The sequence below is a fragment of the Enterococcus sp. AZ062 genome (assembly GCF_051715065.1).
GTDB lineage: Bacteria > Bacillota > Bacilli > Lactobacillales > Enterococcaceae > Enterococcus_B > Enterococcus_B mundtii.
Window position 1 is genome coordinate 406164 of record NZ_JBIOTB010000001.1, and the last position, 18511, is coordinate 424674.

Annotated in this window: 18 protein-coding genes; 13 read left to right on the forward strand and 5 right to left on the reverse strand. The window is 39.7% G+C overall.

Annotation, left to right across the window (positions count from 1 at the left end; all coding sequences use genetic code 11):
* The first annotated feature begins 165 nt into the window (after positions 1-165).
* The 6 genes from IGJ00_RS01955 (at position 166) to IGJ00_RS01980 (ending at position 4114) form a co-directional block, all read left to right on the forward strand.
* Positions 166-420 carry a type II toxin-antitoxin system Phd/YefM family antitoxin gene (locus IGJ00_RS01955; protein WP_071866575.1) on the forward strand — a complete coding sequence of 85 codons (255 nt, stop codon included), beginning with the start codon at positions 166-168 and terminating at the stop codon, positions 418-420.
* Positions 405-674 (forward strand): Txe/YoeB family addiction module toxin, encoded by a 270-nt coding sequence (locus IGJ00_RS01960; RefSeq protein ID WP_071866576.1) that lies wholly within the window; start codon positions 405-407, stop codon positions 672-674. Before IGJ00_RS01955 ends, IGJ00_RS01960 begins: the two co-directional genes overlap by 16 nt.
* Before the next feature lie 221 nt (positions 675-895).
* Positions 896-1330 carry a MarR family winged helix-turn-helix transcriptional regulator gene (locus tag IGJ00_RS01965; protein ID WP_010736432.1) on the forward strand — a complete coding sequence of 145 codons (435 nt, stop codon included), beginning with the start codon at positions 896-898 and terminating at the stop codon, positions 1328-1330.
* A 96-nt stretch (positions 1331-1426) separates the two neighbouring features.
* A complete protein-coding gene (locus IGJ00_RS01970) occupies positions 1427-2533 on the forward strand; it encodes an NADH-dependent flavin oxidoreductase (RefSeq protein WP_071866577.1) in 1107 nt (368 codons plus the stop codon).
* A gap of 16 nt (positions 2534-2549) precedes the next feature.
* Positions 2550-3227 (forward strand): type 1 glutamine amidotransferase domain-containing protein, encoded by a 678-nt coding sequence (locus tag IGJ00_RS01975; protein WP_438844043.1) that lies wholly within the window; start codon positions 2550-2552, stop codon positions 3225-3227.
* A gap of 26 nt (positions 3228-3253) precedes the next feature.
* Positions 3254-4114 carry an aldo/keto reductase gene (locus IGJ00_RS01980; protein ID WP_438844572.1) on the forward strand — a complete coding sequence of 287 codons (861 nt, stop codon included), beginning with the start codon at positions 3254-3256 and terminating at the stop codon, positions 4112-4114.
* Between the two features lie 266 nt (positions 4115-4380).
* Here IGJ00_RS01980 and IGJ00_RS01985 read toward each other — a convergent pair whose 3' ends face one another.
* The 4 genes from IGJ00_RS01985 to IGJ00_RS02000 are packed head-to-tail and all read right to left on the reverse strand — an operon-like array spanning position 4381 to position 8032.
* Complete coding sequence (locus IGJ00_RS01985) at positions 4381-4905, reverse strand: hypothetical protein (protein WP_081367415.1); 525 nt, start codon at positions 4903-4905, stop codon at positions 4381-4383.
* 16 nt (positions 4906-4921) lie between these two features.
* A complete protein-coding gene (locus tag IGJ00_RS01990) occupies positions 4922-6127 on the reverse strand; it encodes an ABC transporter permease (protein ID WP_071866579.1) in 1206 nt (401 codons plus the stop codon).
* Positions 6124-6798, reverse strand: a complete 675-nt coding sequence (locus tag IGJ00_RS01995) for an ABC transporter ATP-binding protein (RefSeq protein ID WP_071866580.1) — start codon at positions 6796-6798, stop codon at positions 6124-6126. Before IGJ00_RS01995 ends, IGJ00_RS01990 begins: the two co-directional genes overlap by 4 nt.
* The gene (locus IGJ00_RS02000; RefSeq protein ID WP_233433756.1) at positions 6782-8032 is read right to left on the reverse strand and encodes an efflux RND transporter periplasmic adaptor subunit; all 1251 of its coding nucleotides are present in this window, start codon (positions 8030-8032) and stop codon (positions 6782-6784) included. The genes IGJ00_RS01995 and IGJ00_RS02000 overlap by 17 nt, the downstream gene beginning before the upstream one ends.
* 176 nt (positions 8033-8208) lie before the next feature.
* Between IGJ00_RS02000 and IGJ00_RS02005 the strand changes: the two genes are divergently transcribed.
* The 7 genes from IGJ00_RS02005 (at position 8209) to IGJ00_RS02035 (ending at position 17240) form a co-directional block, all read left to right on the forward strand.
* A complete protein-coding gene (locus tag IGJ00_RS02005) occupies positions 8209-9348 on the forward strand; it encodes a sensor histidine kinase (RefSeq protein ID WP_071866582.1) in 1140 nt (379 codons plus the stop codon).
* Between the two features lie 23 nt (positions 9349-9371).
* On the forward strand, positions 9372-10049 hold the full coding sequence (locus tag IGJ00_RS02010; RefSeq protein ID WP_071866583.1) for a response regulator transcription factor: 678 nt from the start codon (positions 9372-9374) through the stop codon (positions 10047-10049).
* 275 nt (positions 10050-10324) lie between these two features.
* The gene (locus IGJ00_RS02015) at positions 10325-11623 is read left to right on the forward strand and encodes an FAD-dependent oxidoreductase (protein ID WP_071866584.1); all 1299 of its coding nucleotides are present in this window, start codon (positions 10325-10327) and stop codon (positions 11621-11623) included.
* The gene (locus tag IGJ00_RS02020) at positions 11613-13073 is read left to right on the forward strand and encodes a helix-turn-helix domain-containing protein (protein ID WP_071866585.1); all 1461 of its coding nucleotides are present in this window, start codon (positions 11613-11615) and stop codon (positions 13071-13073) included. Before IGJ00_RS02015 ends, IGJ00_RS02020 begins: the two co-directional genes overlap by 11 nt.
* Before the next feature lie 112 nt (positions 13074-13185).
* Entirely contained in the window at positions 13186-14682 is a 1497-nt protein-coding gene (gene glpK, locus IGJ00_RS02025; RefSeq protein ID WP_071866586.1) for a glycerol kinase GlpK, read from the forward strand.
* A 16-nt stretch (positions 14683-14698) separates the two neighbouring features.
* A complete protein-coding gene (gene glpO, locus IGJ00_RS02030) occupies positions 14699-16522 on the forward strand; it encodes a type 1 glycerol-3-phosphate oxidase (RefSeq protein WP_071866587.1) in 1824 nt (607 codons plus the stop codon).
* Position 16523: 1 nt separating this feature from the next.
* On the forward strand, positions 16524-17240 hold the full coding sequence (locus IGJ00_RS02035; protein WP_010736418.1) for an MIP/aquaporin family protein: 717 nt from the start codon (positions 16524-16526) through the stop codon (positions 17238-17240).
* Positions 17241-17358: 118 nt separating this feature from the next.
* On the opposite strand, the gene fucO is transcribed toward IGJ00_RS02035, so the two are convergent.
* A complete protein-coding gene (fucO, locus tag IGJ00_RS02040; protein WP_272017941.1) occupies positions 17359-18510 on the reverse strand; it encodes a lactaldehyde reductase in 1152 nt (383 codons plus the stop codon).
* Position 18511: the final 1 nt, after the last annotated feature.

Sequence of the window (18511 nt, forward strand, 5' to 3'; positions counted from 1 at the left end):
TTGTATAAAAAGCTATGTTTCTTTCTTTTTGATCAGTCAATTAAATCAAAGGATAAAGCCTACATTAACAAGAAGTATAAGACAAAATTCAATAAATTCACGCTTGTTGACGTACGCTTTTATGTACGTTATACTTAATAATAATAAAGAAGGATGTGAATAGAGATGGAAGTAATTACACCAACGAAGGCTCGAAATAATTTGTATAGCTTGATTAAGCATGTTGTGGCGGACAATCAACCGGTTGAAATTATCAATACTAAAAGTGAAGATGAAAGTGTAGTAATTATTAGTAAGGCAGATTGGAATGCAATTCAGGAAACGCTGTATTTACAAAATACAGGGGTACTTAATCAGATTAAGCACTACGAAGAGGAAGAAACGGAAGAGTTAGGTGAGATTGATTGGGATACCTTATAGAAATTAAAAAAAATGCAAAAAAAGATTTTACTAAACTTAAAAGTGCAGGGTTACATAAAAAGTTTGATGAATTACTCAAGGTCATTCGAAAGAATCCTTTTCAGTCACCGCCACCGTATGAAAAACTAGTAGGAATTCCGTATTACTCAAGAAGAATCAACATTCAGCATAGACTAGTTTATAGTGTGGACATTGAGAGGGAAATAGTAACAATTCTTTCCGTCTGGTCTCATTATGAGCGTGGGTTGTTTTAAAGTGCGTAAACTGAATTGCTCATTTCATGATATATGACTGTTTAGACACTACAGTGGAAATTTGCCCTTAGTTATTTTACACATTCTAAAACTGAATAGATGCTTCTACATATCATTGTATTTTTATAGGTGATCATTTGAAGTACATATGAATGCTATCCTCCTCTTTGACAAATCAACTAAATCATACTATGATATGTACGCTAACAGGAGGTGTAAAAATGGGGAAATCAATTGAACGTTCGTTAGAAGAATGTCTTTTTTTTAGTGTGAAGAAGCTCGATCGAGTATTGAATAAATTAGCTGATGAAGCCTTCAAGAAAACGGGACTTGCACCTACTTATGGATTTATCTTACTGATTTTGAAAGAAAAAAACGGTATTCCTCAAAAAGATATCGCGCAGATGTTGTATTCAGCGCCTTCAACGATTGCACGTTTCGTAGAAAAATTAGAATATAAAGGCTATGTCAAAACGGTTACAGAAGGACGGTTATCTTTGGTATTTTTAACTGATGAAGGTCGTGAATTTGTCAAAGAGATCGACAGTAGTTGGGATGAGTTGCACCATGCATATAAAGTTGTTTTAGGTGCTGCCGAGAGCGAGCGGCTTTCTCAAGAGCTGAATGAAGCGACCAATAAATTACAAAAAAAATAAAATTTTTTAAACATAACAGTTGCATGTACAACTAATCGTATGGTTAAATAAATACGAGAAAAAATAAGTGACATTCGTCATATTGGAGGAAGAAGAATGGCAAAATTCAATGAATCAATCACATTTCCATCAGGTAGTGAGCTGAAAAATCGGTTGATGCTATCACCAATGACTACAGAACTTAGCTTTTTTAATGGGGTAATCACAAAAGACGAGATCGAATACTATGTACAACGCTCAAAAGGATTAGGAGCAGTGATCACTGGTGCGGCAAATGTGCAAGACATCGGTAAAGGTTGGCCAGGTGAATTGAGTATCGCCCATGATGAAATGCTTCCTCGTCTAAGCGAGTTAGCACAAGCCATTCAAGGCGAAGGCGCCAAGGCAATCGTGCAGATCTTCCATGGCGGTCGTATGACAAGCCGTGCGACATTATCAGGAGAACAAACAGTATCTGCTAGTGCGATTCCAGCAGAACGTCCAGATGCCGAAACACCTCGGGCATTAAGTGATGAAGAAGTTAGTGAAACGATCCAAGCATTTGGCGAAGCAACACGCAGAGCCATTGAAGCAGGATTTGACGGAGTAGAATTACATGGTGCGAATACTTACTTGATCCAACAATTCTTTTCTCCTCATTCGAACCGTAGAGAAGATCAATGGGGTGGTTCTTTAGAGAAACGTTATCATTTTATTGAAGAATTATTGAAATCTGTCTTCCAAGCAGTTGAAACACACGCAACCAAACCATTTATTGTTGGCTATCGTTTTTCACCAGAAGAATTTGAAACACCAGGTATCCGTTTTGAAGAAACGATTTGGTTGATGGAACAATTACGTGAAACGAAATTAGACTATCTGCATGTTTCATTGAATACCTATGATCGTGTGGCTCGTTCTGAGACCTACAACGAAAAATCAATTCTTGAATATGTCCACGAAACGATTCAAGGGAAAATCCCGTTAGTAGGTGTCGGTAATGTCCGTAACCGCAAAGATGTCGAGTCTGTGTTAGCTCATGCGGAACTCGTAGCAGTAGGTCAACAAATGTTGGTAGATCCAGAATGGGCGGTCAAATTATTAGAAGGTCGAGATGCTGAATTTGTGACGAAACCTTTTTCTGAAGCATACAAAGACTTGTATTTACCAAGTCCGTTGTATAATTTTCTTGATCAACGCTATGGATCAACCATCAATATCTAAGAAAGAAGCTGAAAAAATGAAAGTTTTGATTGTTTTGACAAATGTAGAAAAATACGACAATATCGAGCGTCCAACAGGTTTATGGTTAAGTGAATTGACTCATTTTTATGATGTATTAGTCAAAAACAAAATCAAAGCTGATTTTGTTAGCCCAAATGGTGGATATGTCCCATTGGAACCAAAAAGTATATTAGATATGGACCAAGTGGATTGGACTTATTATCAAGATGAAGACTTTCGTAATCGTGCGTTAGGCCAAACGTTACGTCCGGATGAAGTGGACCCAACAGAGTATACGGCGATTTATTATGCCGGTGGTCATGGAACGATGTGGGATTTCCCTGGCTCAGAAAAATTAGCAGAGATTGGTTCTGCGATCTACAAAAATAATGGGATCGTATCAGCTGTTTGTCATGGTGTCGTAGGCTTGTTGCCTGTCGTTGATGAAAACGGACAGTCCATTTTAGCTGGACGTAAAGTGACTGGCTTTAGTAATGAAGAAGAGGAATTAAACGGAACAACGAATAACGTACCATTCCTGACCGAAGATTCATTGAAGGAAAAAGGGGCCGATTATCAGGCAGGGAAAGCTTTTACTGAAGTTGTTCATGCAGATGGGCGTTTATTAACAGGACAAAACCCACAGTCTGCACATTTATTAGGAGAAAAAGTCGTTGCTGAATTGACGAAATAACGTGGAGTTTGGAGAGAAAATCAATGATGGAAACACGGACCTTGAACAACGGATTGCCAATTCCTGTACTTGGATTTGGTGTCTTTCAAATCTGGGATCAAGAAGAATGTGAGCAAGTCGTTTTAGAAGCGCTGAATGCTGGCTATCGCCTGATTGATACTGCGGCTGTTTATTACAATGAAGAAGCCGTTGGTCGGGCAATCAAAAAAAGTGGGATTCCAAGAGAAGAGATCACTATTACAACCAAGTTATGGGTCACTGATGCTTCTTACGAGGGCGCATACAAAGCGTATGAACGTTCTTTACAAAAATTAGGGGTAGACTATATTGATATTTTCTTGATCCATCAACCTTACAATGATTATTATGGTGCATGGCGTGCCATGGAAGAACTCTATGATGCAGGCAAAGTAAAGGCGATCGGAGTCTCCAATTTTTCAACAGGTCGTTTGACTGATTTGATTTTGAATCATCGGATCAAGCCAGTGATCAACCAAATCGAACAACATCCATACCGTCAACAAAAACAACAAAGAGAAACAGCCACGCATTTTGATGTCGTGACTGAAGCATGGAGTCCCTTTAACCAAGGAAAAGATGGGATCTTTGATGAACCAGTTTTAAAAGAATTAGCTGAAAAATATCATAAAACTGTCCCACAAATCATCCTACGTTGGCAAACACAACTAGGGATCATCACGATCCCTAAGTCTGTCCATGTGGATCGTATGAAGCAAAATATCGCCATTTTTGATTTCCGATTAACAGAAGAAGAATTAAATTTGATTGAACAGCTCGATCAAGCACCAGAGTCAACCGGACCTCGTGAACATCGAACCTTAGTTGAAAATCTGCATAATATCTCCATTGATCAAGCAAAACAGTAAATGATATGCTGATGCATTCAAAAAGAGAGCATAGAAGCTTGTAGTGTTTCTAAAAAGTAGTTCTTTAATACTTAGTGCGGGTAGAAAACAGTCTTGTTTTCTACCCGCACTTTTTTTGTTGAAAAACTTAGAAAACTAGGATCATATCATTCTCCAAACAATTGGATAGGATCGAAGTATCAATCTAGATAGATTGGTGTGTGATTTTAAAGTATAAGGGTGGTACATTTAGTTTTTTTTTCTAATCAACCAGCTTTTCTAGCTATCTAATGGACTTGCATGACGATGACTTTGGTGGCAATAAAGGTATCGCCAACTTGTTGACCATAAAGATTGACGGATCTTTCAAGCTGTAAGTCTGCTCTTGAGCCTTCAACGATTCGAGAGTTTTGAGTTTGTGCATCATAAATAACAACTGTAATCTCAGTCTCACTGGTAATAGTAAAGCTTAATTTTTCGTCAGAGGAAACGGCCATGTCATAGGATTCTTCATCTTCATTTTTTTGATAAAATTTTGTGATCTCTAGTTCAAATTGATCACCATTCATAGACACAAGAATCCCAGACTCATCTGCTTGATCAAGTAAATCATTGGCACGATCAAAATCTGTTTGCTCGTTGTAGTTTTGCTCATCATCGCCACTTTGACTCGTTTCGGTTTGTTTTTGTGGGGGAGTGATTTGTGCATTGGTGGGGACGTTGTCATTGTTCACCTGTGACTGGTTGGTGGTAGCACCACAGCCAGTCAATACTATCGCTAAGAAGAGAATGGATAACATTCTTTTTTTCATAAAAACACCTTCCTGTTTATTCATATCGTAATGCTTCGATTGGTTTTAATTTTGACGCTTTATAGGCGGGTAAATAACCAAAAATAGTACCAATCAGCATCGAAAAAGTAACACTGATCAAAATAGAAAGCAGAGATATCGTCAGTGGGTAATTGAGCAGATTCAGGGCGACCAGACTGATGATCGTGCCTAAAATTATACCAATCAATCCACCAATTACTGATAAGACGATTGCTTCTGTCAGGAATTGTCGCAAAATCACTTTTCGCTTGGCGCCTAATGCCTTCTTTAAGCCAATCTCTCTAGTTCGCTCTGTCACGCTGACCAGCATCGTATTCATGACTCCGATCCCACCGACTAACAAGGAAATACTGGCAATTCCGCCCAATAAAATCATATTTGAACGATTGATATCATCAGTCATCTTCTTTACTTCATCATAATTTCGAATGGAAAAAACAAAATCTGATGGTGGGATGCTTTTTGTCAGTTCATGGCTAGCCTGAACGACAGCTGATTCTAACACTTCTGCATTCGTAGCCTGAAACAATACCGTTGGCTTTTGATCAAGTTTCCCTTCAACTAGACGTTGGCTATTTCTAGGAATGAAAGCATATTTCCCTGAAAGTTGATCCGTTTCAGACTCTACGATACCGATGATTCGAAAAGGTGTTCCATTAATCTCAATCAGTTGATTTAAAGGGTTGCGATACTGAAAAAAAATCTCTGCCAAGTCAGCTGTGATCAGAGCGACTTGTTTTTGTGATTGTAATTCGGTTTCAGTCATTGCTCTACCTTTAAGAACCTTATGAGGCGTGATTTCAAAGAAACTTCCATCCATTCCTAATACTACGGCATCGGTCTGTCGCTCTCTTTGAAAGACCGGCAAATTAGCTTCATAGAATAAGCTGACATTCTTGGCATGATCGATAGTCAGTAATTTTTGGAGTTCACCATCTGATATCTGAGGAGAATAGTCAGGCAGCCGATCATTTCTACCATTTTCTCCGGCAAGAAAGGCACTTCTGGCGTCATATTCGATACGCATTGAATTAGTAGAACCGCCAATCATCTGCTTTTTCATATTTTCAGTATTTCCATTGATAATACTCACAATAGAAATGATTGAAGCAATCCCAACAATGATTCCTAACATCGTCAACAGGGAGCGTAAACGATGCTGGTAAATCGATTGAATCGCTAACCGAATATTTTCTTTCATTCTTTGACCTCCTCAACAATCACACCATCTTTTAAAAGAATTTGACGTTTGGCATAGTCAGCAACCTCTTGTTCATGTGTAATCAACACAACTGTCTTTCCCATATCATTTAGATTTGCGAATAGGGACATGATTTCATGACTATTGGCAGTGTCTAAGGAGCCGGTCGGTTCATCAGCTAAAATCACATTTGCCTCTCCAACCAGTGCTCGAGCAATGGCTACCCGCTGTTTTTGACCACCAGATAATTGATTGATCCTAAAATCGATTCGGTCAGCCAAACCGACACTTTCTAAGGCATGAATAGCTCGACATGTTCGTTCCTCTTGCATGACACCGGCATACAAAAGTGGTAAAGCAACATTTTGTAAAACGGACAATTTTGGCAATAGTTCAAAATTTTGAAAAACAAAACCAATTTTTTGATTGCGAATTTCAGAAAGATCGTCTTCGTCCATTTGACTGGTTATCTTGCCATCAATTAGATAGATTCCTTTTGTCGGTGTATCTAAGCAGCCGATAATATTCATCAAGGTTGATTTGCCGGAACCTGATCGTCCCATAATAGAAACAAACTCCCCATTGTCAATTGTTAGATTGATTTGATTCAAGACATGGATTTCACCAAGCCCTTGTTGGAACGTTTTACAGACATCAATTAGTTGGATCATTTGTTCTCACATCCATTCCTACTTTGACATCATTTGTGGGAAAGACAAGCTCGCTGTCCAAGTCTAGCTCACTTTCTAGCAAATACATTGCTTCATCCATTTCATCTTCGGACAACTCTACTTGTTTTTTGCTGATTTTATGATTTTCAACAACATAAATGAAAGGCTTGTCTTCTTCATAGAAAACGAATGATTTTGGCAGTTTGATTTCCGTTTGGTTGTCTTCGATCAGTTCCACGAAACAATGAGTACCAATGCTTGGTGGGGTTTCACTTTTATCCAAAGCGACTTCAAAGCTGAATTGGGATAAATTTGGGTTTGCACCTTGTTCTTCCACAACTACTGAAGGTTCTTTCATATCACCAACTCGTGTGATCTGTCCAGTCCATTGCTGACTACCGCCATTGCGATCCTTTAGTTGAACTTTTTGTCCCGGTTCCAGCTGACTGCGACGGAATTCATCTACGGTTCCTTTTAAAAACAGACGGCTTGTGTCAACGATAGTCATAAAAGGGGACTCTGGGGCTGCTTCACTCGCACTCATATTCATTTGTCGTTCATCAATATCTTTGACGATTCCGTCAATACCAGCCTCCACGACATCTGAACCATGTTGTTCTTTGACGGAGTTCAACTCCAATTCTGCTCGTTCTAGTTCTAAGGTTGCATCGCCTATACTATTCTCTGAATTTTGAGCTTCCATCAATAGTTGACTTTGTTGCATTTCTAATTCATTTTTGCGGTCTTCTAGTGCTTCTTTATCTTCATCCTTTGCGGTAGTGATTTTTTGTTTGGTCTCTTCCAATTGAGTAGTTACCTTGTTGTATTGTTCCCATTTCTGGTTTGTTTGTCGCTGGGCTTGTTCTACTGCACTCCTACGGTTTGCAGTGGTTTGCTCTGCTTCCTTAATAGCTAAAGATCCTTCAGGATTAGAATAAACAAACAGTGCTTGTCCGGCTTTCACTTGATCTCCCGCCGCAACTTTTTTTTCGACGACTGAGCCTCGCCCGCTATCTACCTTCACTTCAATGGTTCTCGCCGGTTCAATGACCCCCACCAAGTGAAAGTCATTTCTAGGTTGCAGATCTTGTAAAGATACACGCGTGATAGATGGGGCTTCTCGGCGATCACGCCTTAAAGTACTTGCCCCAGCTATACTCCCGATAACCAGTAGAGCACCAGTGACCATGATGGCTTTTTTAAAATTTTTTTTATGTTTTCTCAAACCTCTCACCTTCCTCATCGGTTAATTGGATGACTACCTTTATTTAAGCACTTCACCTACAAACGTTTTGAATGATTCTCTTAATATATTCTGAAGATTTCTTAAGAGATATTCTCTATTCGTTGTATCCTCGCTTTGTTATAATCTAGAATGAATGAAGACTATTTATTTGAAAGGAACTTTTCATGCATATTAAACATCCTCGCTTCGTTTTTTCTTTTTTAGGCATCTGCTTATTATTAGGAATCGTTTGGCTAATAAAGGAGACAAGAATCATTCACATGGTCATCGACGATTTTTTTTCAAAATTTGTCATGCAAGAAGTTGTTGGAACGAGTGACGGGGAAGGGGGGACGATTATTGGCAATTTTGTTGATTGGACGATGATCAAGCAACTCCTATTAGCATTCTCTCTCTTTCTTATTTTTATCGTTTCCTTAATCAACTATTTTATCTATCGCTACTACTCAAGAAAAAAGATTACACAAATCGCTGAAGGCATTCAGCCTTTTTTCTCTGGGTCTACGGAAGCTTCGACTAGAAGTATGCCAATCGATAATGAATTGTTAAAAATAAAAAATACGATGAACCGAAATGAAACCCTCCTAAAGGAAGAAACTCAACGAACAAAGGACTTGATCACTTATTTGGCTCACGACTTGAAGACACCTTTAGCCTCCGTGATCGGCTACCTCAACTTATTATTGGATACAAAGAACTTAACGAACGAACAAATGACTCAGTCTCTGACTATCGCTCTTGAAAAGTCTGAACGGTTGGAAACACTGATGAATGAATTTTTCGATATTACTCGATTCAATCTTCAAGATATCCAATTGTTTAAACGAGAACTTGATTTTGTGTTCTTATTAAAACAAATCCAGGAAGAATTTTACCCGTTGCTGAAAGAAAAAGGACAAGAGGTTCGGTATATCGGACCGGAAAGCTTGAAAATTGAAGCTGATAGTGAACAGTTAGCCAGAGTATTGAATAATCTGTTGAAAAACGCGATCGCCTACGCACCTGAACATACAATGATCACAATGGAACTATCGGTTTCTGAGCACCAAGCAACCTTTATTCTTGCCAATCAAAGTGAGCCCATCGAACAAGAGCAGCTAGAAGCATTATTTGAAAAGTTTTATCGCCTTGATCAAGCCCGTTCAACAAAAACCGGCGGTGCGGGACTAGGTCTAGCGATCGCCAAAGAAATCATTCTGGCTCATCAAGGAACCATTCAAGCTGCCAGCAAAAATAATGAGATCCAGATGTTTGTTACTTTGCCTTTGGGTAATGCAAAAATGAAGGGTTCAGAAAGCAACTAAGTTGAAAAGGACGGTCGATACGATTGGAAAAAATACTTTTAGTTGAAGATGAAAAAGAAATTTCAGACCTAATTCTCTTTTATTTGCAGAACGAGAATTTTTTAGTAACGACTTGCTCTGATGGGAAATCTGCTCAAACACAAATTGAACAAAATACATTTTCACTGGCAATTCTTGACGTGATGCTACCGGACATCTCGGGGTTCGAACTTTGTAAAGAAATCCGAAAAAATCATAACTATCCGATCATCATATTGACCGCAAAAACCGAGGAAATCGATAAGATCACAGGATTGACGATTGGCGCAGACGATTATATTACGAAGCCCTTTCGCCCATTAGAAGTAATTGCCCGAGTGAAGGCCCAGATTCGGCGATCCACTCAGTACAATGGATTTGATAAACACAAATTGATCGTTAAAGATTTGGTATTAGATGTTGATAAACGAAAATGTTTTTTACAGGAAGAAGAGCTTTTTCTGACACCAATCGAATTTTCCATCTTAAAATTATTGATGGAACGACAGGGACAAGTCATTAGCTCTGAAGAAATGTTTCAAGAAATTTGGGGCGAAAAATATTATACTTCCTCCAATAATACTATCATGGTCCACATTCGAAATTTAAGAGAAAAAATGCATGACACGCACAAGCAGTCTTCCTATATTAAAACGGTTTGGGGCATTGGCTATAAAATCTAAAGCTAAGATCAGAAAGCGTGGCATAAGTCAGGCAGTTTATACGCACAAAAACACAAGGGACATTCGAAAACCAACAAATTTCGAGTGCTCCTTGTGTTTTTATCTTCGATGTTTCAACTGATTTTTTTCGTTCGTCTAGCTCAATAGCGTGGCTTAGTGAACGGGATTGTCTGCTTATTTCCAGCGCGCGTCCACTACGATGCCCTTTACTGATTGAAACGTTTTCTAAGAAATGATACTCTAAGGATAACAGATGAAAAAGAGGAGAATAACATATGAGGATCGTAATCGTCGGTGGCTCATTTGCGGGCATTCAGACAGCTATTTCTTTGCGCAACGACTGTCCAGAAAGTGAGATAATCATTATTGAGAAGCAAGCGCGGATAGGCTTTATTCCGAATAGTGTCAATTTGATCTTAAAAGGGGAATTTCATGAAGAAGCGCATCATTATTGGATGACGAAAGAGCAATTGACTCAAGAACATCAGATAGCAGTACGGGTAGAAACAGAAGTGACTGCGCTAAACAGCGATAAAAACCAAATCCAATTAAATGATGGGGAAATATTGTCTTTCGATTTTCTTGTGATTGCGACAGGCTCACAACAACGCTTCCGTTTTAGTACACAAGAAAACGACACGATTTGGACAATCAAAGATCCTAAAACTTCGCAACAATTTCAACAACGTATTGGAAATGCAAAAAAAATCGCAGTGATCGGTGCAGGGCAAGTTGGCTTGGAACTCATCGAAGGATTAGCGAACTTAGGAAAAGAACTCCATCTGTATGAAAGCCAATCGACGGTTTTATTCCGCTATTTTGATCCAGAGATGATCAAGCCGTTGTATCGTGAGCTGGACAATCGAGGTATTCGTTTTTTCTTAAACGAACAAGTGCAAGAAATCATTGAAACAGAACAAACAGAGATCTTCACGGAAAAAAGAAGTGAGACGTATGATCTAGTCTTGTTGGCAAATTACACCCGTCCAGATAATCAGTTATGGGAAGCGTCTTTGCAATTGAATGATGATGGGACGATCTGGGTAAATGACTACCTGCAAACGTCACAGGAAAATATTTATGCGATCGGTGATGCCATCCAAGTAACTTATCGACCAACGCAAGAAAAAATGTACGTATCTTTAGTTAACAATGCGATTCGAACGGCGAAGATCGCGAGTAAAAATATCAGTGGGCAACAAAAGAAAGATTTAGGTACGTATCGACCAATCGGTAATCATTGGTTCGGGCATTATTTTGGCAGTGTCGGTTTAACAGAAAGCGAAAGTATCTTTTATCCTGGAAAAATCAACACACAATTATTAACGACCAGAGCTTCTGCGACAAATCAAGAATCAATCAAAATAAAAGTGCTATTGACGGAAGAAGGAAAATTGCTGGGGGCGCAATGTCATAGCCAAGCAGTGATTTTCTATCTTTTAGACCGACTGACTGTAGCAGTTGAGGAAGGATGGACACTCGCAGATCTGGAAGCGCGCGAATTCTTCTTTCAACCAGAGTATCGAGCGCCAACAGCTCTTGTAAAGGTGGTTGATTCTTTCGATGAAGATTGAAGAATTTTTAGAAAAAAAAGAGCAAACCCAAATTGAGATTTTACGAATGCTTGTATTAGAAGGTGGTTCCGCTTCAATCAATGAGTTGCGATCCTCTGTGAAATTATCAAAATCTGCCTTCGACCAATATATCGAAGACCTTGAATTGATCGGTCGTATGATGAAAACAAAGATTTCTGTCCGAAAAAATGAATTCCAAGTCGTCCTTGAATTAGATGAGCATACGAGTTTAGAAAAAATCATGCTTTTTTTGGTACAACAAAGCGTGAAATATCAGATCTTGACATATCTTCTTGAACACCAACAAGCTTCAAGTGTTCGTTTGGCAACAGCTTTTACAATCAGTGAATCCTCTGTCTTTAGAAAAACCAAAGAATTGAATCAGCTATTGAAAGAGTTCTCTCTACAGATAAAGAATGGACAAATCCAAGGAGAAGAGCTCCAGATCCGTTATTTTTATTATTCCTTATTTCAATTTTTCCCAGAGTCACAAAGACCACAGTATTTACAAGATACTCCAGATAAGCGTCCGTTGATAGTAGGATTGGCGCACGTGTTGAATACAACCTTTTCCCCACAATCATCGTCAAAAATTGCGACATGGATCGGTATTACACGGAAAAGGTTACTGTCAGATAAGATGAAGTTTTCTGGTACAAAAGAGAAAAAAGAAATATACCAAGAGGATCAACTGTACCAGACCATCCATCCGATGATTTCCTTATATCTTAGTCGAACAGCAGCTGATGTGACGGCGTATGAGTCGATGATGTTTTATAGTTTTCTCGTTACTTTCTCGGTACTGGAGGAAGAGACATTTTATCAATACGAGTTGACTCGTAGCAAAAAGTTACCTACAGCGGTGTTGGATACGTATATTCGAGAAACCATGCTGTGGCATTATCGACCAAGGCGTCTAAAAATCAAGGAAGAGAAAACAATTGGGTATCACTTGGCACAAATCAATAATGAGTTATACTTTTTTTCTGGCTATTTAACCATCTATGATCCGCCACACTTACTCATCCAACAACAACGCATGTTGGGTGATTCGTTGACTCAATTACTTGAACGATTGAAAAAAACGACAGTCGAACAGCTTCCTATGAAAAAATTGACCAATCAAGTTTTGGATAATCTGATGAGTCAATACGCGAATATTTTGATGATGATCGATTTCTATATTGAAAAATCTGTGGTTATTGGCATTGATCTACACTCCTTACCGATCTATCGAGTTGCTTTCCAACAGTTCTTGATTCGAGAGTTAAAGGGGATCAGCGGGATCGTGATCGAAGAAGTCCAACAAGAAAAAAGTTATGATTTTGTGATCACCTTCAATCAGGATAAAAAAGGTCAAGAGTACTATTATCTATCGGAGTTTGCTTCAAGTTATGATATTTTAAGGTTAAAGCAAAAAATCGAGCAAGAAAAAAAAGCCAAAAATTAAAAAACTGTCAAAAAAAAAGTGAATTGCTATTTTTTTGGCAGTTTCTACTCCTTAAATAGGTGTACCATAAAAGTAGTTAAAGAAAGCGTTTGCAAAAATGGAGGAGATCATAATGACAGAATCAACGTATATCATGGCGATTGACCAAGGGACAACAAGCTCACGAGCGATTATCTTTGATAAAAAAGGAAGACACATCGGTAGTTCCCAAAAGGAATTCACACAATATTTTCCCCGGGAAAGCTGGGTAGAACATGATGCGAATGAAATCTGGAACTCCGTACAATCAGTTATCGCAGGTGCGTTTATTGAATCTGGTATCAAGCCAACACAAATCGCCGGTATCGGTATCACGAACCAACGTGAAACAACAGTGATTTGGGAAAAAGATACAGGACGCCCGATTTATCATGCTGTAGTGTGGCAATCGCGTCAATCCGCTAGTATTGCTAACAAATTAAAAGAAGACGGACACCAAGAGTTTTTCCATGAAAAAACTGGTTTAGTCATTGATGCGTATTTCTCTGCTACTAAGATTCGCTGGATCTTAGACCATGTAGAAGGTGCACAAGAGCGAGCAGAAAAAGGCGAGTTGATGTTTGGAACGATCGATTCATGGCTTGTTTGGAAGTTGACAGATGGACAAGCACATGTAACCGATTACTCGAATGCGAGTCGTACAATGTTGTTCAATATCCATGAATTGGATTGGGATCAAGAAATTTTAGATCTACTGAATATTCCACGAGTGATGTTACCGAAAGTAACCTCAAATTCGGAGGTTTACGGTTATACACAAGGGTACCATTTCTATGGTAGTGAAGCACCGATTTCTGGTATGGCAGGAGACCAACAAGCAGCCTTATTCGGTCAAATGGCTTTTGAGCCAGGGATGGTCAAAAATACGTATGGTACAGGTTCATTTATTGTGATGAACACAGGTGAAAAGCCACAATTATCTAAAAACAATCTGTTGACGACGATTGGTTACGGAATAAATGGAAAGGTTTACTATGCGCTAGAAGGTAGTATCTTCGTAGCCGGTTCCTCGATCCAATGGTTACGTGATGGTCTGCAAATGCTACAAAAAGCGAGTGATTCAGAAGATGCAGCGAAGCGTTCGACTAGTGATGACGAAGTTTACGTCGTACCTGCTTTTGTTGGACTTGGCGCTCCTTACTGGGATCAAGCAGCACGTGGCTCTATGTTTGGTCTTACTCGAGGAACAACAAAAGAGGATATCATCAAGGCGACACTACAATCCATTGCCTACCAAGTTCGAGATATCATCGATACGATGCAAGATGATACAGGCATCCAGATTCCTGTGTTAAAAGTTGATGGCGGTGCAGCCAATAATGAATACTTGATGCAGTTCCAAACCGATATCTTGAATGTACCGATCCAACGTGCCGGTAACTTGGAGACCACTGCATTAGGTGCTGCCTTTCTTGCAGGATTAGCAGTTGGTTATTGGAAAGATACGGATGAAATTCGTGAATTTTACGAAGCTGGTAAAATCTTCGAGGCGGAAATGCCAGAAGAACGTAGAGAAAAACTTTACACTGGTTGGAAAAAAGCAGTGAAAGCAACTCAAGCATTTGAGTAAAGGGAGGGAACACAAGATGTTTTCAAAAAAAACAAGACAAGATAACATTGACCACATGAAACAAGAAGAATTAGATCTTTTGATTATCGGGGGCGGAATCACTGGTGCAGGTGTAGCAATCCAAGCAGCTGCTTCAGGTATTAAAACCGGTTTGATCGAAATGCAGGATTTTGCAGAAGGAACGTCTTCACGCTCAACCAAGTTAGTTCATGGGGGGATTCGTTATCTAAAAACGTTTGACGTTGAAGTGGTAGCAGATACAGTAGGCGAACGTGCAGTGGTACAACAAGTGGCACCGCATATCCCTAAACCAGATCCGATGTTATTGCCGATTTATGAAGGAGAAGGCGCAACGACATTCAATATGTTTTCTGTAAAAGTAGCGATGGATCTTTATGATAAATTAGCAAAAGTAACTGGAACGAAGTATGAAAACTATACGTTGACACCTGAAGAAGTTCTTGAACGTGAGCCGTTTCTTAAAAAAGATGGCTTAACAGGTGCCGGTGTTTACTTGGATTTCCGGAATAATGATTCCCGTTTAGTGATCGATAATATCAAAAAAGCGGCAGAAGATGGAGCATATCTTGTCAGCAAAATGAAAGCTACCGGTTTTATCTATGAAGGTGACCAGATCATCGGAGTCAAAGCGCGTGATTTGTTAAGTGATGAAGTCATTGAGATCCGAGCAAAAGTAGTGATCAACACAAGTGGACCATGGGTGGACAAGATCCGTAACCTGAACTTCAAGCGTGCGATCTCACCAAAAATGCGTCCGACAAAAGGCGTCCATTTAGTAGTAGACGCGAAGAAACTGCCTGTGCCACAGCCTACTTATTTCGATACAGGAAAACAAGATGGTCGGATGGTCTTTGCGATTCCTCGTGAAAACAAAACGTATTTTGGGACAACAGATACCGATTACCAAGGCGATTTTACAGACCCACAAGTAACACAGGAAGATGTGGATTACTTACTAGATGTGATCAATCATCGTTATCCAGAAGCAAATATCACTTTGGCTGATATCGAATCAAGTTGGGCAGGATTACGTCCGTTATTGATCGGTAATGCCGGTTCTGACTACAACGGTGGTGACAACGGTTCGATCTCAGATAAAAGTTTCCGTAAAGTTGTTGATACGGTGACGGATTATAAAGAAAGCAAGGTATCACGAGTAGAAGTCGAAGATGTGTTGAATCATTTAGAAAGTAGTCGTGATGAAAAAGCACCATCAACTGTTTCTCGCGGTAGTTCATTAGAACGTGAACCAGATGGACTAGTTACTTTATCTGGTGGTAAAATCACCGATTATCGCAAAATGGCAGAAGGCGCGATGAAATTGATCCGTCAACTGTTACAAGAAGAGTATGGTGTAACTGTAAAAGAGATTGATTCCAAGACTTATTCGATCTCAGGTGGCGATTTTGATCCGACGAAACAAGAAGAAATGGTCGAAGAATATACAAAAATCGGTGTGGAAGCAGGTCTTGATGAAAAAGATGCTGCATATATCGCAGATTTCTACGGAACAAATGCGAAACACATCTTTGAATTAGCGAAAGAAATGAGTCCTTATCCAGGATTGACTTTGGCAGAATCTGCACGTTTGCGTTACGGTTTAGAAAACGAAATGGTCTTAGTTCCAGGTGACTATTTGATTCGCCGTACCAACCATCTACTTTTTGAAAGAGATCAGTTAGATGCCATCAAACAACCGATCATTGATGCGATTGCTGCATACTTTGAATGGACAGATGAAGAAAAAGAACGTGAAACGCAACATTTAGAGCAACTGATCGCTGAGTCAGACTTACGTGACCTGAAAGGAGAAAAATAAAATGAATGCAGACATGACCCAAATCATGGGAGAATTTATTGGAACGATGATTTTGATCCTTTTAGGGGACGGCGTATGTGCGGCAGTTAATTTAAACAAAAGTAAAGCGCAAGCCTCCGGTTGGATCGTCATTGCATTTGGTTGGGCAATGGCTGTTACGATGGCAGTATTTATTTCAGGATTCATGGGACCCGCTCATTTAAATCCTGCGGTAACACTTGGGATGGCAATGACAGGGGCAATCGGTTGGAATTTGGTTTTCCCATTCATCATCGCGCAATTACTAGGTGCAATCGTCGGTGCGGTACTTGTTTGGTTATCTTATTTGCCACATTGGTCAGCAACAAAGGATCAAGGGGCAATCTTAGGAACCTTTGCGACTGGGCCAGCCATCCGCAACTATCCTGCTAACTTTATTACAGAGTTGATCGGTACGTTCGTTTTAGTCTTAGGACTATTGGCATTTGGCCAAACAGAATTTGCTGGTGGAACAAATGTATTTGCTGTTGGAGGATTGATTTTAGCTATCGGGTTATCACTAGGTGGTTCCACAGGATATGCGATCAATCCAGCTCGTGACTTAGGTCCACGTATCGCTCATGCGATTTTACCAATCGCTAATAAAGGTGGTTCTGACTGGGGTTATTCATGGGTACCGATTGCAGGACCAATGGTTGGGGCAATCGTCGCAGTAGGTATGTACACGTTGATGGTTTAATAAAATAGATTTTCTATATAAAAATAAAATAAATGGTTCTCTTGGTCGTTGTTCACAAACCAGGAGAACCGTTTTTTATTTTATAAGTCAAAGTGTAATAACAAGAGATACAACAAAGTTACATCAAGCTTTGATAGATAGCGATGATTTCTGCCACGTTCGTTTCTCTTGGATTTCCTGGGGTACAGACATCATTGAACGCATCTTCAGCAATTTTTGCAATATCCGCTTCTTTGACTCCTAGTTCGGAGATCGTCGCAGGAATACCAACTTTTTTCGACAAAGCATCAATCGCTTCGCAAGCGGCATCACGAATGTCCTCGATGGAACGAGATTCTGCGTATTTGATGTTCAACGCCTTCGCGATTTCTCGATATTTATTGCCTGTAAACTCTTTATTGTATTTCATGACTGTTGGTAATAAGGCAGCGCAAGCGACACCGTGGGGGATGTCATACCATGCGGATAATGGATGCGCCATCCCATGGACAAGGCCTAACCCGACATTTGAAAAACCCATTCCTGCCAGGTACTGTCCTAAAGCCATATCTTCTCGGCCTTTTGGATCACCATTCACGGAATCGGCTAAACTACGACCGATGATCTCAATGGCTTTGAGATGGAACATGTCACTCATTTCCCATGCGCCTTTCGTGATCAATCCCTCGATAGCATGAGTCATCGCATCCATTCCAGTTGCCGCACACAAGGCTTTCGGCATGCCCATCATCAAATCACTGTCAATAAAGGCAACGATTGGAATATCATGAGGATCAACACATACAAATTTACGAGAACGCTCTTTGTCAGTGATCACATAGTTGATCGTGACTTCAGCGGCCGTACCAGAAGTAGTCGGAACAGCTAAGATCGGCAAGCTTGGATGTTTTGTATCTGCCACGCCTTCTAGACTACGGACATCAGAAAACTCTGGATTTGTTACGATGATTCCAATGGCTTTGGCTGTGTCGATCGGCGAACCTCCGCCAATTGCTAGAATCACATCCGCTTTCGCTGCTTGAACGAAAGCCACACCCTGTTTTACATTCTCAATCGTTGGATTAGGTACGATACCATCGTAAATTTCATAAGCAATCTCTGCCTCATCTAATAAGGTGGTGACTTTTGCTACAACACCGATTTTATGCAACTCTTTATCAGTGATCACAACCGCTTTTTTGAAATTTCTGGCATGAAATTCTGTTGGGATAGCTGCAATAGCCCCTTTTCCATGATAGGATGTTTCATTTAAAATCATTCGATTTGCCATT

What these genes read in the sequence shown, in the direction of transcription:
- IGJ00_RS01955 (WP_071866575.1), top strand. Translation starts at nt 166, where the DNA reads ATGGAAGTAATTACACCAACGAAGGCTCGAAATAATTTGTATAGCTTG.
- IGJ00_RS01965 (WP_010736432.1), top strand. Translation starts at nt 896, where the DNA reads ATGGGGAAATCAATTGAACGTTCGTTAGAAGAATGTCTTTTTTTTAGT.
- IGJ00_RS01970 (WP_071866577.1), top strand. Translation starts at nt 1,427, where the DNA reads ATGGCAAAATTCAATGAATCAATCACATTTCCATCAGGTAGTGAGCTG.
- IGJ00_RS01975 (WP_438844043.1), top strand. Translation starts at nt 2,550, where the DNA reads ATGAAAGTTTTGATTGTTTTGACAAATGTAGAAAAATACGACAATATC.
- IGJ00_RS01980 (WP_438844572.1), top strand. Translation starts at nt 3,254, where the DNA reads ATGGAAACACGGACCTTGAACAACGGATTGCCAATTCCTGTACTTGGA.
- IGJ00_RS01985 (WP_081367415.1), bottom strand. Translation starts at nt 4,905, where the DNA reads ATGAAAAAAAGAATGTTATCCATTCTCTTCTTAGCGATAGTATTGACT.
- IGJ00_RS01990 (WP_071866579.1), bottom strand. Translation starts at nt 6,127, where the DNA reads ATGAAAGAAAATATTCGGTTAGCGATTCAATCGATTTACCAGCATCGT.
- IGJ00_RS01995 (WP_071866580.1), bottom strand. Translation starts at nt 6,798, where the DNA reads ATGATCCAACTAATTGATGTCTGTAAAACGTTCCAACAAGGGCTTGGT.
- IGJ00_RS02005 (WP_071866582.1), top strand. Translation starts at nt 8,209, where the DNA reads ATGCATATTAAACATCCTCGCTTCGTTTTTTCTTTTTTAGGCATCTGC.
- IGJ00_RS02015 (WP_071866584.1), top strand. Translation starts at nt 10,325, where the DNA reads ATGAGGATCGTAATCGTCGGTGGCTCATTTGCGGGCATTCAGACAGCT.
- IGJ00_RS02020 (WP_071866585.1), top strand. Translation starts at nt 11,613, where the DNA reads ATGAAGATTGAAGAATTTTTAGAAAAAAAAGAGCAAACCCAAATTGAG.
- glpK (WP_071866586.1), top strand. Translation starts at nt 13,186, where the DNA reads ATGACAGAATCAACGTATATCATGGCGATTGACCAAGGGACAACAAGC.
- glpO (WP_071866587.1), top strand. Translation starts at nt 14,699, where the DNA reads ATGTTTTCAAAAAAAACAAGACAAGATAACATTGACCACATGAAACAA.
- IGJ00_RS02035 (WP_010736418.1), top strand. Translation starts at nt 16,524, where the DNA reads ATGAATGCAGACATGACCCAAATCATGGGAGAATTTATTGGAACGATG.
- fucO (WP_272017941.1), bottom strand. Translation starts at nt 18,510, where the DNA reads ATGGCAAATCGAATGATTTTAAATGAAACATCCTATCATGGAAAAGGG.